The organism is Bradyrhizobium pachyrhizi, assembly GCF_001189245.1.
Classification (GTDB): domain Bacteria; phylum Pseudomonadota; class Alphaproteobacteria; order Rhizobiales; family Xanthobacteraceae; genus Bradyrhizobium; species Bradyrhizobium pachyrhizi.
This window is the reverse complement of record NZ_LFIQ01000050.1, coordinates 1-13,406: the sequence shown is the minus strand read 5'-3', so window position 1 is coordinate 13,406 and position 13,406 is coordinate 1. Positions and strand designations below refer to the sequence as shown.

Annotated in this window: 11 protein-coding genes and 3 pseudogenes; 6 read left to right on the top strand and 8 right to left on the bottom strand. The window is 59.5% G+C overall.

Features of this window, described 5'->3' with window-relative positions:
- Positions 1 to 393: 393 nt before the first annotated feature.
- From AKL29_RS40390 to tnpB, 3 genes and pseudogenes are all read right to left on the bottom strand, one after another.
- Positions 394 to 746: pseudogene (locus tag AKL29_RS40390) on the bottom strand (plasmid pRiA4b ORF-3 family protein).
- Between the two features lie 16 nt (positions 747 to 762).
- Positions 763 to 909: pseudogene (locus AKL29_RS46595) on the bottom strand (IS1096 element passenger TnpR family protein); the annotation flags it as partial.
- A complete protein-coding gene (gene tnpB / locus AKL29_RS46590; protein ID WP_430648858.1) occupies positions 885 to 1,061 on the bottom strand; it encodes an IS66 family insertion sequence element accessory protein TnpB in 177 nt (58 codons plus the stop codon). The pseudogene AKL29_RS46595 and the gene tnpB, both read right to left, overlap by 25 nt.
- 785 nt (positions 1,062 to 1,846) lie before the next feature.
- Between tnpB and AKL29_RS46805 the strand changes: the two genes are divergently transcribed.
- On the top strand, positions 1,847 to 2,647 hold the full coding sequence (locus AKL29_RS46805) for an effector protein NopP (RefSeq protein ID WP_488230419.1): 801 nt from the start codon (positions 1,847 to 1,849) through the stop codon (positions 2,645 to 2,647).
- Positions 2,648 to 2,992: 345 nt separating this feature from the next.
- On the opposite strand, the gene AKL29_RS08285 is transcribed toward AKL29_RS46805, so the two are convergent.
- Both AKL29_RS08285 and AKL29_RS40375 read right to left on the bottom strand, forming a co-directional pair.
- Positions 2,993 to 3,568: a tetratricopeptide repeat protein gene (locus tag AKL29_RS08285; RefSeq protein ID WP_050383781.1), complete on the bottom strand. Its 576-nt coding sequence runs from the start codon at positions 3,566 to 3,568 to the stop codon at positions 2,993 to 2,995.
- A 45-nt stretch (positions 3,569 to 3,613) separates the two neighbouring features.
- Positions 3,614 to 4,370, bottom strand: a pseudogene (locus AKL29_RS40375) (IS5 family transposase).
- 140 nt (positions 4,371 to 4,510) lie between these two features.
- Here AKL29_RS40375 and AKL29_RS08270 point away from each other — a divergent pair.
- Complete coding sequence (locus AKL29_RS08270) at positions 4,511 to 5,152, top strand: TIR domain-containing protein (protein ID WP_244481841.1); 642 nt, start codon at positions 4,511 to 4,513, stop codon at positions 5,150 to 5,152.
- Between the two features lie 102 nt (positions 5,153 to 5,254).
- Positions 5,255 to 6,718 carry a toll/interleukin-1 receptor domain-containing protein gene (locus AKL29_RS08265; protein ID WP_050383779.1) on the top strand — a complete coding sequence of 488 codons (1,464 nt, stop codon included), beginning with the start codon at positions 5,255 to 5,257 and terminating at the stop codon, positions 6,716 to 6,718.
- Here AKL29_RS08265 and AKL29_RS08260 read toward each other — a convergent pair.
- Both AKL29_RS08260 and AKL29_RS08255 read right to left on the bottom strand, forming a co-directional pair.
- Positions 6,715 to 7,041 (bottom strand): hypothetical protein, encoded by a 327-nt coding sequence (locus tag AKL29_RS08260; RefSeq protein ID WP_050383778.1) that lies wholly within the window; start codon positions 7,039 to 7,041, stop codon positions 6,715 to 6,717. The two genes, AKL29_RS08265 and AKL29_RS08260, sit on opposite strands and share 4 nt — an antisense overlap.
- A 102-nt stretch (positions 7,042 to 7,143) precedes the next feature.
- On the bottom strand, positions 7,144 to 7,596 hold the full coding sequence (locus AKL29_RS08255; RefSeq protein WP_050383777.1) for a DUF6538 domain-containing protein: 453 nt from the start codon (positions 7,594 to 7,596) through the stop codon (positions 7,144 to 7,146).
- A 460-nt stretch (positions 7,597 to 8,056) separates the two neighbouring features.
- Here AKL29_RS08255 and AKL29_RS08250 point away from each other — a divergent pair, with 460 nt between their 5' ends.
- On the top strand, positions 8,057 to 8,437 hold the full coding sequence (locus tag AKL29_RS08250; protein ID WP_050383776.1) for a hypothetical protein: 381 nt from the start codon (positions 8,057 to 8,059) through the stop codon (positions 8,435 to 8,437).
- A gap of 26 nt (positions 8,438 to 8,463) precedes the next feature.
- Positions 8,464 to 9,645 carry a radical SAM protein gene (locus AKL29_RS08245; RefSeq protein WP_028334848.1) on the top strand — a complete coding sequence of 394 codons (1,182 nt, stop codon included), beginning with the start codon at positions 8,464 to 8,466 and terminating at the stop codon, positions 9,643 to 9,645.
- A gap of 85 nt (positions 9,646 to 9,730) precedes the next feature.
- Here AKL29_RS08245 and fabF read toward each other — a convergent pair whose 3' ends face one another.
- Entirely contained in the window at positions 9,731 to 10,993 is a 1,263-nt protein-coding gene (fabF, locus tag AKL29_RS08240) for a beta-ketoacyl-ACP synthase II (protein ID WP_050383775.1), read from the bottom strand.
- Positions 10,994 to 12,090: 1,097 nt separating this feature from the next.
- On the opposite strand from fabF, the gene AKL29_RS08230 reads away from it, so the two are divergent.
- On the top strand, positions 12,091 to 13,406 hold a 1,316-nt coding region (locus AKL29_RS08230), incomplete at its 3' end, for a TubC N-terminal docking domain-related protein (RefSeq protein WP_152977477.1).

The following is a 13,406-nucleotide window of genomic DNA, read 5'->3' as shown; positions in this document are numbered from 1 at the left end:
GCCTGCCCGGGGTGCTGACCGGATGCGTACTCTCGGTCCAGTTCACGCGTCCGCGCAGGTGGGTCTTCTCGATAACTATGCGATCGACGGGGCAATGAGGTGGCTCTGGAATGTGGCCGAGGCACCAATAGTACTTGAGCGCGAGGTTAAGCAGCTTCTGGGCGACACCATATGAACATCATTTTGCTCGGAGTTGACACTCGCCCTACCTAACCGTCCGGCGCGCGAATTGCGATGATGGTACGCGATTTCGGAGTGCAGCCGTCTGAGCTGCATTCCATGCGGGTGGGACGGCTTGTCACTCATTGAAAATGCAGGCGGACCTCACGAAATTTCGCGTGTTGAGGACCAATGTCCAATCCCTCCGTAAACGGCGACAATCAGTGGCCACCGTCAACGCATTGTCGGAAACATGGAGGCCGCGCCAGCGCGCCACGGCTCAAAATAGACGTCAAGCGCCTCGAGCGCCTTCCTGTCGATGACGTTAGGATCGAACTGTGGGGGATCCCAGAGGCGCATATCTTCATGTTCTGGATGGGTAGGGTCGCCGATGGCATCGAGGTATTCGGCATAGCGTGGCGCATCGCCGACGTCTTCTGGAGGATAACGACCGGCGGCCTCGAGCAAGAGGGAAGTCCCTCTGTCGTCGCGTTGTCGAACCATTTTTCGAGCTTGATCACATGGTCCCAGCTGTCGCCGAAGTCATAGAGATAATGGGTCGTCTTGGCTCCGGTCTCTTGAATCATATCGGAGAGCCGCGCCTTACGGGCATCGATCGGCTTGGGGGCCAAAATCACCGTCGGGATCAGGGATATCCCAACGTCCTTCGCTAGCGAGGAATTCGAAGAGGTGGCTGTTTGTCCAGCCGAACGCCGCCTGAGGTGTCAGGTGCAGCCGATCAAGGCGTAAGGTGACGGGTACGACACCCGATCCGCGCGCTTCGCACGGAAGACCACCGCCACGCCCTTCATCGGATCGTGGCCTAGCGCCTCCTTCGCCAACAGCGCCAAGCCATCTGCGCCCCTCCGGAAGTCGACAGATCGAGTCGCAACGTAAATCATGAGGCTCGCGGGTGGCGTGTCAAGGTTCCGTCGGAGCGCCAAAAACACATCACTCAGCACAGCAAGGCCAGGCGCTCCGCGCACCTTCACCCGGCCACCCAGGAACTCAACCGTAACAGTGACGGCTTCCGGCGATCCGGATGGCTCCGCAGACGCCGGCAGCGGCGATTCCGACACCAACGGTAGGAACGACAGCGCATCCGCCGAAGCCGGCAGCACCAGTTGACCTAAACGCGCCCGGCGCCGCCAGTCATCAGCTGAGTGGCGGCGCAGAGCCGCTGACTTCGGTCGCGTTCCATGCCAAGCCGCACCGCATCGAAAAGGTCCTGATCACGAAAGGGCCTTAAGAAAGCAAAGAGTAACCCTTGCTCGTGCTTCAGGTGGATGATCTGATCCAGCCTGGCGCGAAACAGGTCGCCTTCCCCCGTCCTCTCCGGCCTCTTCGGTCGCATCGCGCGCCTCAGCTGCGAACGGAATGAGGCTGGCGGTTCTGCAAGCTTTCCGGCGTCCCGACCTCAAAAGCTTGCAATCTCGAATCCGCAGCGGGGCAAAAAAACGACTCTCACTCAACGGCTTGGATACCTCTTCACGGACGATGACTTATGAAGACGCTCCGGCGAGCGCGGCGCCGTACTGCGCGCTTTCGCCGGCCTCGCCCTGTCGTTTCACCGAATTTAGTTTTCTCTTCATTTGTCGGCGTCAGCTTACGGACAGCTAAGCTGCATATCAGCGGAGTCAGGTCTAAGACCTGAACACAATGCAACATCCATAGGAGTGTGGTCGTCATGTACGGTCGAATCAACAATTGGTCGGATGTTCCATCCAATGATGAATATCATCGCGCAGGCTCCCCGGAGCACGGGAATGCCGACGACTTCGCGGACGCATTCGCTAGAATGCGAATGCAGGATTCCGGTGCCAGCTCATCCTCGCGTCCAAGTTATTACAACAGTTCAAGACCTCCTATCGTCGAGATCGACCGGGCGACATTCCGGCGAGAGGTGAGGACCTTTCATGGCGACGAAATCAATCATATCGCCAACAATCCACAGGAATACTCAGAACGTGTATCCGAAAGGGCTAGGCGCACATCGGACGTCGCTAGCGAGTTTGGCATCCGAAGAGATTCGGACGCCGCCCGATATTACAGCTACCAACTCGGAAATAGGAGTGTCGGTCTCCAAAGAACGGAAGGCGGATTTCCTATGACTGACTTCAACAGCCAAGGCTGGCGAGAACAGTTCCCCGGACGAACTGACGTCACCTCAATCGTGGATTTCCAGGTTGTTCATCCGCTCGTTTCGAATGCCGGCGATATTTTGCTCGAGCATCAACTTCGGCAAGACGGCGAACGGCCTCTGGTGAACTGGCGTCCTGCGAATGATGACGCGAGGACCCGTGCAGAACAAATGGGCTTCGTCCATGTGGACCGAGACGATATGGTACTTGACCCAACCCGGTCCGGACCCTGGAGCTACAGGGATGGTGAATGGCAACGTGCAACCCATCATTCGAGGTATCTCTCCAAAGAGGCCAGCGATACTGAATCTTCAGCAGCGTCCGACTCGGATGGAGACTTTATGTGACGCGAGATCTCCACCAATCCATGAAGGAGGTTGAGCAAGGAGCGCAGACCAACGAACATCTGCGGCTTACGATCGAGTCAAGGATCGAACGAAGCCGAAACCAATTCGGCTGAATTCGCGAGGTGCACTATACGGACGCACCGCGGCGGTTACGAGACCCGATGAAAGGGCAACAGGAAACCCCGGCTTTCGGCCGGGGTTTTCGATTGCACTTCCCGGACGGGAAGAGCAGATTGGCTATCAGGGTCTCATGAGACCATCAGACCTAAGCAGATGAGGGCTGAGAGGCATAAACCTGACGGCGCGGTTAATGTGCAAGAACCTGCGGCGAAGAGGCGACTACGGCTATTGTACTGTCTGGTTAGACGAGTCGGACAGCGGTTGTAGATTCGTGCTCCCGGCTTTGCCCTTCTCATCGAGGGCAAGCGAGAGCTTGAGGTTGTTGGTCAGCATCGGATTGTCAGGAGCCGTTGCGAGAGCTTGCCGATATAGCGCTTGTTCTTCTTGGTGACGCCCCTCGTTGTCAAGGACAACCCCCTTCGCGTTCAATATGCGCAAGTCGCCAGGGGCAGCGAGTAAGACTTTGTCAAGCACCTCAAGCGCCTGATCCGGGCACTTTCGCGCCAGCAGAGCACGCACAAGGGGAATGGCAGCGTTGACGTTGTCGGGCTGCTTCTTCAACGCATCACGCAAATCCTCCTCGTCAACGTCCCCACGTACGGCGCATGCAAAGCTTTGGCGCGTAGCAGCATCGATCTCCCTGGTGCCCAGTAGCTCTGGTGCCGCCATCTGCTGTGTTGAAAGTCCTGGCTTATCCCAGCTCGTGCAACTTCCATGCAGCAGAAGTGGAACGATAGCTAGGCGCAAGTTCGCACTACGGCAGCACAACGTCCGACGGGCATTCATCTGATATGAATTCATAGCATGACCCTACGACCGGCTGCCGTGCTCTGTTAGGGTTCAGACTCAATTGATCCAATAGGCGACGATGGCGGCGAGCTGGACGGCAGCCAAGAAATTTCTGGCAAGTTTGTCGTAGCGAGTTGCGACGCGCCTAAAATCATTGAGCCGGCAGAAACAGCGCTCGATGACATTGCGCCCTTTGTAGGCGCGTTTGCTGAAGCTGTGGAGGGTCACCCTGTTGGATTTGTTTGGAATGACGGGCTTCGCGCCGCGACTGACGATTTCGGCGCGAAAGCTGTCGCCATCGTAGCCTTTGTCCCCAATGAGGGTAGACACGGGCGGCGCAAGCTTCAAAAGGGCCGGTCCTGCCGCAATATCTGCGTCTTGTCCTGGAGTGAGATGAAATGCGCAAGGTTTGCAATCAGAGTCACTCAGCGCGTGTATTTTCGTGGTCCGCCCACCGCGCGAGCGGCCGATCGCCTGTTCATGCTCTCCCCTTTTCCACCGCTCGCCGAGCGATGCTGATCGAAGTGGAGTCGATGGACAAAGTCACGCCCTCCTTGCCGCAGCGGGCGAGCGCTTCAAAGATCGCCTGCCAATGTCCGCGCTTAGCCCACCGATTGAAACCTTTGTAGATCGCCGTATGAGGACCATAGTCGGGCCGGCAATCGCGCCAGCGTGCGCCGCACTGAAGCATGTGAATGATACCGCTGATAATGCGTCGATCGTCTTCGCGCGCCGGGCCCGTCTGGTTCGTCGGCAAATGCTGCTTTATCTGAGCCCACTGCTTATCGTTGAGCCAGAACAGTCCTTTGCGCATCGAAGCCCCCCGTGCCCGAATCAACTCGGTGCGAGGGAATCAGAACCCGCTAATTAGGTACAGACCCTAGTAAGCCGACGTCCGCTTCTGATCTGCTGCTCGGATCCGTTCTAGGCATCCCGCAGACCAAGCGTCGCCGCGTGTTATTTTCCTTCCACCATGCCGATATCATGCGCGTTAACAATGTTCGGCTCTCGGGCGAATTTTCTAAGTCAGCGTCTGACACAGGTCGGGAGATCGATGGCTTCTACGACAACAGCTTATGGGAGAGCAAAAAGCGCTACGGCGATGATGCTATCAAGGACCTGATCCGCGATGGAGTGAAGAACAGTTCTGCTGTCTGCGTATTCGTTGGTACTGAGACGTGGGCTCGGCGCTGGGTGAGATACGAGATTGCCCGTGCGATTATCGATGGGCGTGGTCTCCTAGCTGTGCATGTGAATGGTCTGAACCATCATCAGCTCCGCATTCCTCATCCGTTCGGGGAGAACCCGCTGAACTGGATCGGTGTTGATAAGGTGCGAGCGAATTTGCTGACCGATCCGAGTTACTATCTCTTTGAGAAGCAGTTGCGCTGGAACGGGCAGCAATACGTGGTCGATTGGCTCCGGTACGGTGAGTACACGCTCCCGGTGAGTCGCCCGAAATGGCTGGCAGATCCTTCTCCCGGCTGGGTCATGCCACTTTCGGTGAATGCGTCGGCCTACGACTACATTGGGGGAGCGGGAGCAAGAAATATTGGCGCCTGGATTGACGGAGCGGCTATCGCGGCGGGACGCTGATTGGTTTGCAGACACCGGCGTCTTTCAGTGCTGGCTCGCGGGATTCTCCCGGGTGGTCAAGATCTGCCTGTCTCCGCCTAGATAGGGCAACTAAGCGTTGTCATGACTCAGGAAGCACTCCAGATCCGTACCAAGCGGCAGGGATCCAGCGATCCCGGCGACTTCGTGTTTCCGTGCCACAACAACGCCGACAAGGCCTTCATCCGGCGGCTTGCCGACGCACTCGAGCTTGAGTTCGGAACCAGCTTCTTTCTCGACGTCTTTGCAATTCCGACCGGCGAAGCCTTCATTCCTTGGATCGAGAATGCGATGGAGCGCTGCACGATCTGCGCGATTTTTCTCGGTGGCAATGGTTGGGGCCCGACCCATCTCTGGGAAGCCGAGCTTGCGCTGGCGCGCTACCGGCGGGATCCAGCATTCAAGATCATCCCGGTGGCACTTCCAGGCCTATCGCTGCTCGAGTCCGCTAAGCTCGGTTCGGGAAGGCTGTTTCAGGAGATAAACTGGGCTGACTTCTCGAAAGGCATTGACGACAAGGACAGCCTTGAGAAGCTGGAAGCAGCGCTCTCGGGTCGCAAGACGCTCGGATACCGCGGTCCAGCAAAATTGACCCGCTATCAGGTCCGCCGAGACGCCGAGCTTTGGCTACGATCTGGGCGATCGGACAGAAGCATCCTGTATTCTGGGACGCAGCTGACCGAGGCTGAGGCGATGGTTCGGGAAAATCTGGACGCCATGGACGTCGCGGGCGTTAGCGAATTTCTTAGCTCCTCCCGCGAGGGCCAGAGCGCTTATTGGCGGCGGTTGACCTTCGCGGCAGTCGGCACCGCGGCAGTTTTGCTGGCCGCTGCAAGCGTCGCGATCACGAACTATTTTCTCGCCGAGCAGCGGCGTCAGGCATCGGTTTCACGGCAATTGGCAATCATCTCGAAGGATGCTGCAGGTGCCGACCGAGCATTGTCGATTGGCGCTCGCGCGTTGCTGGTTTCCGACACACCGGAGGCACGTGGCGCACTGATCGAGAAACTCCAGGAATTCCGTTTTCTGAAACGTGTAATTCATGCGGGCAGCTACATCGAATCAGTGGCCCTCGGCGCGTCGGGCGAATATGTCCTGGCCACGGACAGCGGATTGCGCGCTCTCGCTCCAGGAACTAACTCGCTCGGGCCGGTTGAGGCAAATTCGCATGAGGCCGTCACTTCTGTCGTGACGAGCGCGGAGGAAACTTGGATAGGCAGCGAGGATGGTCGGGTCGACCGACAGCGAAATGGGATCGTGAGCCTGGTGCTCAAGGCAGCCCCCAATGTGCCAACCGGACGGGATCGACGGATTCGCGTTCTGGCCTATGATCCGGCGAAGCGATTGGTAGCCGCGGGGACCGGGGCTGAATGCCTCGCGATCCTCGACGCCCGCGATGGCACGTTGGTCCATGAACTCGACGAGGGCGACGACACAAGGATCGAAGCGATCTCGTTTGATCCGACGCGCCGGCGCCTGGCGTTTGGCACGAGCGCTGGGATGGTTGTTATCGTTGATGCGCACGCACTCTCCGTTATCGATCGTTAATCGGGGGCTCTCGGCAGATATCTCGCCAGCCAGGAGATGTCGTTGCGCCCGGCCAGCACCCACATTGCCTCGGCGAACTGGGCGAAGACGTCGTTGTGACGCTTGGGCAGAAAGAGGTATCGCTCAAGCGGCTGATCCAGTGTGGTGACTCTGCCAACTAGTTCGCGAGTAGCCTTGCCTCGCACGACAACGTTGGAGCCGTGCTCCAATACGTCGACGACACTGCCGGCAGTGGCAAAGCTTATGTTGCGATAAGTGGACATGGCGCAAAACTCGCGTTGCTTGTTCAGTTCGTTGGTGTAAACGTCGTAGTCGCTCGACATGTAGGAGCGCAGCCGCCTGGATGGCGGCCCCGGCGTGTTTGAGTCTCCTCGTAGTCGCCGTTGCAAAAGCGTGCGATGTCGCGGAGGGCTTCGCTCCGGGCCTCAATGAGCAACGGCTTGTATTTCTCGACCTGAGCGTCTGTCGGTTGCCCGCCGCCTTCTCGGGTCAGTATTTCTCACCGCCGATCTGTCGAGTTGCTCCTGGTCGTCAGCAGTGCTGGAATGCTCGTCCCAACCAAGGCGCGTCGCCAGTCTCATAGCGGCGAAGCCGGTACCTGGTTCAGCCTTGTTGGCGTCGCGGATTTCGATGTGGATATCGCGTTGGATGGCATAGAGGTCATGATGGGTTAGCCGGGGCTTTTCGGACGAATCCTTAGCCGCCAACGCGGCCCATTCGCGCTCCAGTTTGTCCGAGACCACCCCGATCCTGATGTTTGCCGTGCGCCGGTCGGTGGTCCGGAGCGACCGCCAGACCTCGGTCTTGCGGACCAGGGCTGAGTACCTCTTGGGCACCTTCTTCCGGATCCAATAGACGTTCTGTTGAAGTTCACCCATTCGACAGTCATGGAGAAGCTCTTACGCTCCAGTTTGGGCGGTCATTTTGAACCGCCTTGAAAAACAATGAGGCGTGTCTTACCCAAACAATTCCGTAAGGCATTGAATTCGCTATATTGTTTCAGTTCCCTAGGGAGCGCCATTTGAGCCCTCATCCGCAAACCCGGAACTGACCCGCTCGGCACGCAAAAGCCGCGATTTCGAGCACGTGCCTGCGGCTCTCGATTCAAATTGCGCGGTGCCGTGGGCCGCGATCACCGGCATGAGCGATTGCGCAGGTCTTTCGGAACGGGCTCGCGCGAGAGCGTGCCCTGGTCGTTCACCCCGTGCGAGCTGATCGGCGCAGACGCGATGCCTAGACTCCGCTGCAAATCCGCTGCTATACTTTCAGTTGCTCGACCGGCGTGAAGCACGCGCCGACATTTCGTTCGATTGTCATATCGCGAAAAGGAGCTCGACGATGGCGATTACGCTGACGGTCTTGGCGAGCCTGCTGCAATTGCACGGGCCGGGTGCGACAATCGAAAGCGATCATCAGGGTATCGACGCATTGCTGAGTGGTGTGCGCGAGCAGAGCCTTCAGGAACAGAGCGCTCAGGAACAGAGCTTTCAAGAACAGAGCCCTCAAGACGTAGAGAGCTTGCAGTTGGGGGTGGTTTCCGACCAGCCCCAGGCAACTCAGGTCTATTTCAGGCGGGGGGCCTTTGCCAGGGGGCCCTATGCGGGCGGCTTTCGCAGGGGCGGCGGCTATTATCCGGGCGCCGGCGCATTTCGCAGGGCCGGCGGATATTATCCCGGAGCAGGCGCGTTCCGACGAGGTGGCTTCGTCAGGGGCTACTAGGCCGATCGCAGCTTGCTGGTATCCGCATGTCGGTTGACGCTTCAAATTCCGTCGCGTTCCAGGAGCAGCCGATCACGCAGTTGCTGGTCAAGGTAGCGGCGAGGTGCAACATCGATTGCTCCTATTGCTACTGGTTTCGCGATGCGGCCGTCTATGACAAGCCCAAGCTGATGAGCGCGGAGGTGCTGCAGCAGCTGTTGCTGCGCCTCGAACAGCACGTCGCCAGATACTCCCTCGTCGACTTTCCCGTGATCCTGCACGGCGGTGAGCCGCTGCTTTGGGGCGTCGATAATTTTCACCGTTTTGCGGAGGGCTGCGAGGGCATTTCATCCCGGACCGGCTGTGAGATCCCCATCGCGGTGACGACAAACGGCGTCCTGATTGACGACGAATGGCTCGACTGCTTCGAGGCCCGCAATATTTCGGTGGCGATCAGTATCGATGGGCCGGCACATATTCACGACGCTCACCGCAAGACGTTTCAGGGTACCGGCACCCATGCCGCCGTGGAACGCGCCGCCCGCATGCTGGTATCGCGCGACATTGGCGTGATCGCCCTCGCAGTCTGCAACCCGGCCTACGCGCCGCAGGAGTATGCGGATTTTTTCGCGGCGTGCGGCATCGCCAACTACGACATCATGATTCCCGACGCGACGGTGGACGAGAAGCCGTCGTCCATTGCCCCGTTCTATAACGGCCTCTTCGACCTGTGGCTGGAAGCCAATCGCACGACGCCGACATCGAATGTCCGCATCATTTCCGACATGGTCGCGGCCCTGATCGGCAACAACGCGCCGACCGAAGGCGTGGGCCACAAGCCGGTCGAGCTTTGCACGGTCATGACCGACGGCACGGTGGAGGCCCACGACGTGTTGCGAATTGCGGGTGACGGTTTCACCAACACGAGGTTCAACATCTTCGATCACGCGATCGACGACGTCAGGAACGAGCCGCGCTGGAAAGCCGCACGCGATGCGTCAGTCAATCTTTGCGAGAAGTGCCGGCAGTGCAAGTTCATGAACGCCTGCGGCGGAGGCTATCTTCCGCACCGCTTCTCCACGAAGAACGGTTTCGACAATCCGTCGGTTTATTGCGACGATCTCTATTCGATGTTCGAGAATATGCAGTCCGTGCTGGAACGTCATCTCTACGTCCGCAAGCAGGACGGGGAACGGATTGGCGTGCGCAACGCAGCGGCGGGCGGTTAGGCAATTCGGATCAATCGGCAGCTCCGCTCTTGTAGATGACGCGACACGCGCGGTATCGTTCCATTGCGAGCAAAGCCCGACTGTCTCAAGACCACCGTCGAAACACCAGGCTGGCGTTGACGCCGCCAAATCCGAAGCCGTTCGAGATCGCGTGTTCGATTGTCATTCGCCGCGCAACGTTCGCGACGAGGTCGATGCCCTGCGCCGCGGAATCGGCGTTCTCCAGATTGAGCGTGGGCGGCGCGACCTGATCGCGCAGCGCCAGGATGGTGAAGATCGCCTCGATGCCGCCGGCGGCGCCGAGCAGATGTCCGGTCGCCGACTTGGTCGCGCTGACGGCAATTCCTCCCTCGCGCCCGAACACGCGCTTGATCGCCTCGAGCTCGGAGAGATCGCCGACCGGCGTCGATGTCGAATGCGCGTTGAGATGCTGGATCTGGTCGGGCCGCAACCCGGCCTGCTGCAGCGCCGCCTCCATCGCGCGCCGGGCGCCGTCGCCGTCCTCCGGGCCTGCGGTGATGTGATAGGCGTCCGCCGTCGTGCCGTAGCCGATGAGTTCCGCGACCGGCTTCGCGCCGCGCCGAAGCGCGTGTTCGAGCTCTTCGATCACAACGATACCTGCGCCTTCGCCCATCACGAAGCCGTCGCGGTCGCGGTCGAACGGCCGCGACGCCCGCGCCGGCGTGTCGTTGAAGGATGTCGACAACGCCCGCGCGGCCGCAAAGCCGCCGAGGCTCACCGGATCGATGCAGGACTCCGCGCCGCCGCAGATCGCGACGTCGGCTTCGCCTGATCTGATCAGGCGCGCGCCGTCGCCGATCGCCTGAACGCTCGCGGCGCAGGCGGTCACCGGCGCGCCGATTGGACCCTTGTAGCCGTAGCGGATCGTGATGTGCCCGGCCGCGAGATTGGCCAGGAAGGATGGAATGGTGAACGGCGACAACCGGCGCAGGCCGCTCTTCTCCGCGGTGCGCACGGCGTCCGCGATCGCGGGAAACCCGCCGATCCCGGACGCGATCACGGTGGCGGTGCGCTGCTGCGCAAGCGCCTCGGCCGGCATCCAGCCGGCCTGCGCCACGGCCTCGGCCGCTGCGAGCAGCGCGAACAGGATGAACCGGTCCATCTTCTTCTGGTCCTTGCGCGGGGCTGCGGAATCGGGATCGAACCCGCCCTCGGCATCCCCCGCCTTGTCAGGAACCTGTCCAGCGACGCGCCCCGGCAGCACGGCCGCCCACTCGGGCAATGTGCGAAGCCCTGAATGCCCCGCAAGCAGCCTCGACCACACCAGTTCGGTGCCACAGCCCAGCGGAGACACCGTCCCCAGGCCCGTCACAACAATTCGACGCATGGCTCTCCTGTCGCGCCCTTGGTGCGAACCGGCATGGCCGGAATCCGAACCTGCCCGGGCGTCGGGTCGTTATATGATGATTGTCATCTATTGTCTCGACCGGCCGGCCGTCAAGGGATTGACTTCGCTCTCAGCGCTCCGTTCGTCTGGCGGGCTCAATGATTAGGATCGTGGTCAGTAGATTGCGGCCGAAACCCATGTACCGCCGCCTCGAAGTGAAATGCATCGGCTGTGAGACCCACCAGACTGTCATCGTCCGCCGGCCGAAGTCTACGCCCGTGCGCGAGCTCGAGCGCTACATGCGCTGCAAGGATTGCTCGGAGGTCCGCGGCTATCCATTCAGGAGGCGACGATCGAGGAGGCGATGATCGATTCGATGTGTGAGAATTGCGCCGAGCTGGATGATCGGATCGCACAAGTCGATAGCCTTGCGAGTCACGGACCAGCAGCGCACCAAAACGGCATCGCATGCCTGATCGAAGAACACGAAGCCGAGAAGGATCACTCCATCCGGCGGCGAAAGAGTAAGGGGCGCCTCAGTTGGCGGCCAGTTGAAACCCTGACGTCAAGAGAAATGGCCGCGCGAGAGGCATCGACACCGAGGCCAAGCCGACATGTCATCCATGAGGTACGGCAGGTTCAGCAGACCATAGCCAGCCCAAGCAGATGATAAGCGCGATCAGCGATATCCCCGCTAAGCCGATGAGGCTGAACTCAACGCCGTCGAGATCGGTCCTGAATATGGAAGCCAGCCTGCCCCAGGTTCCGAGTGACCGCATTAACGTATATCGGTCAATGCGCGTATCCTGATGGGACGCAAAACGCAGGCCGGCAAAGACTCGTTCGCGTAGAACAGCACCCACCTCTGGGTTCCCCCGTATTGCGGCCCCATCGTCATCAACCCTTTGCGTTTCGAACGTACCGATAATCATCAGGAATTTGCACTTCCTCCTGGGGCAAGGCCGACGCCGCCCGCATGCATTTTAAGCGGGCGGCGTTGGGCGTTCTCGGCCATATGGATAATTGACCAGGCGCCGAGAGCTTGGGATAGCGTCTGCCCGGCTCAGGTCGGGCTATCCCAAGGCGAGGCACCTGACATGGAAACAGCCACGCTTTTATCGATTCTCCGCGAGCGGAACGTCAGAGTATGGATCGAAGGGGGACGCCTTAAGTGCAGCGCACCCGCTGGCGCTCTTGACGCAGAGTTGCGCGCGACACTGGCGGACCGAAAGCAAGATCTGCTCGCCTGGTTGCGGCAGGCGGAGACGCCTAAGAGCGGTCCGGCCGATTCCCTACCCATCGAGCGCGAGGATGGGACAGGAGCGCTCCTGCCGACAATTTCCAGGCAAGTTCCGTTGCCGATAATCCCGGCACAGCGCGAATGCATGAGCCGCTTCGTTAAGGAACTCCGGGGTTGCGGCTACGACCTTGCAAGCTGTGCCGAACGCCTCGAGGTCCTTCCTCGCATCGGAGTGAATTTCTGGCAAAAAATGCGAACGTCTTGGACTCCTCGAAAGGAAGATCCAATCGACAATCTCATTACGCTCTTCATCGATGGCCAGCAGGTGAGCGCAGACATCGTCGCGAAACGGATTTCGTCGCTCTTTGTTGATGCGGCGCTCGAAATGGGATTGGTTGAAAAAGACGGCGACGTGTTGCGGTCGGACTTCAGTCTGTTCCCATGTTATGGGAAATACCTCGTGACGGATCATGGAGAGAAGAACACCGCAATCAATCAAGTCATGTGGCTGTGGGGAGAGAGCTTTATACTCGGCGGCATGGTCAAGAGGATCGCCCGCAGGCGCGCCATTGATCTGGGAACAGGCTCCGGCGTGCACGCTATTCTGGCAAGCGACCATTCCGCGAGGGTAGTGGGCGCAGACGTCAGTCCGCGCGCCATCGCCTTCTCCAACTTCAATGCAGCGCTAAACGAAAAGACCAACATCGATTTTATCATAAGCGATCTCTTCGATTCGATCGCCGGAACATGTGATCTGCTGGTATCCAACGTTCCCTACGCACCGGACACTGCCGCCAAGGCGAGCGATAATTTTTGGAGCGGTGGAATAGAAGGCACTGAGCTTCTGCGGAGGGTCGTCGAGGCTCTTCCCACGAGGTTGGATGCGGACGGAACAGCGTACATCAATGCTCTGTTTCCGAATCCTCCGGGAACGAAAATCAGGGATCACTTCGATGCCTGGCTTGAAGGCAATCTCACGGAGTGGGACGTGCTGGATCACACCTGGCCTGTGCCGGGATATCAAGATTTGCTCTCCGAGCAGCCATTCCAGGGTGATATGAGCGCGTGGCGCTTTGGCGTGGTGAGTATGCGTCGATCTCGGATTGGCCGGGGTTGGTGGAAGGAAGTCGCAGGCAATGGCCTGTTCTTCCGAGAGGACGGAAGTTGCAGCGT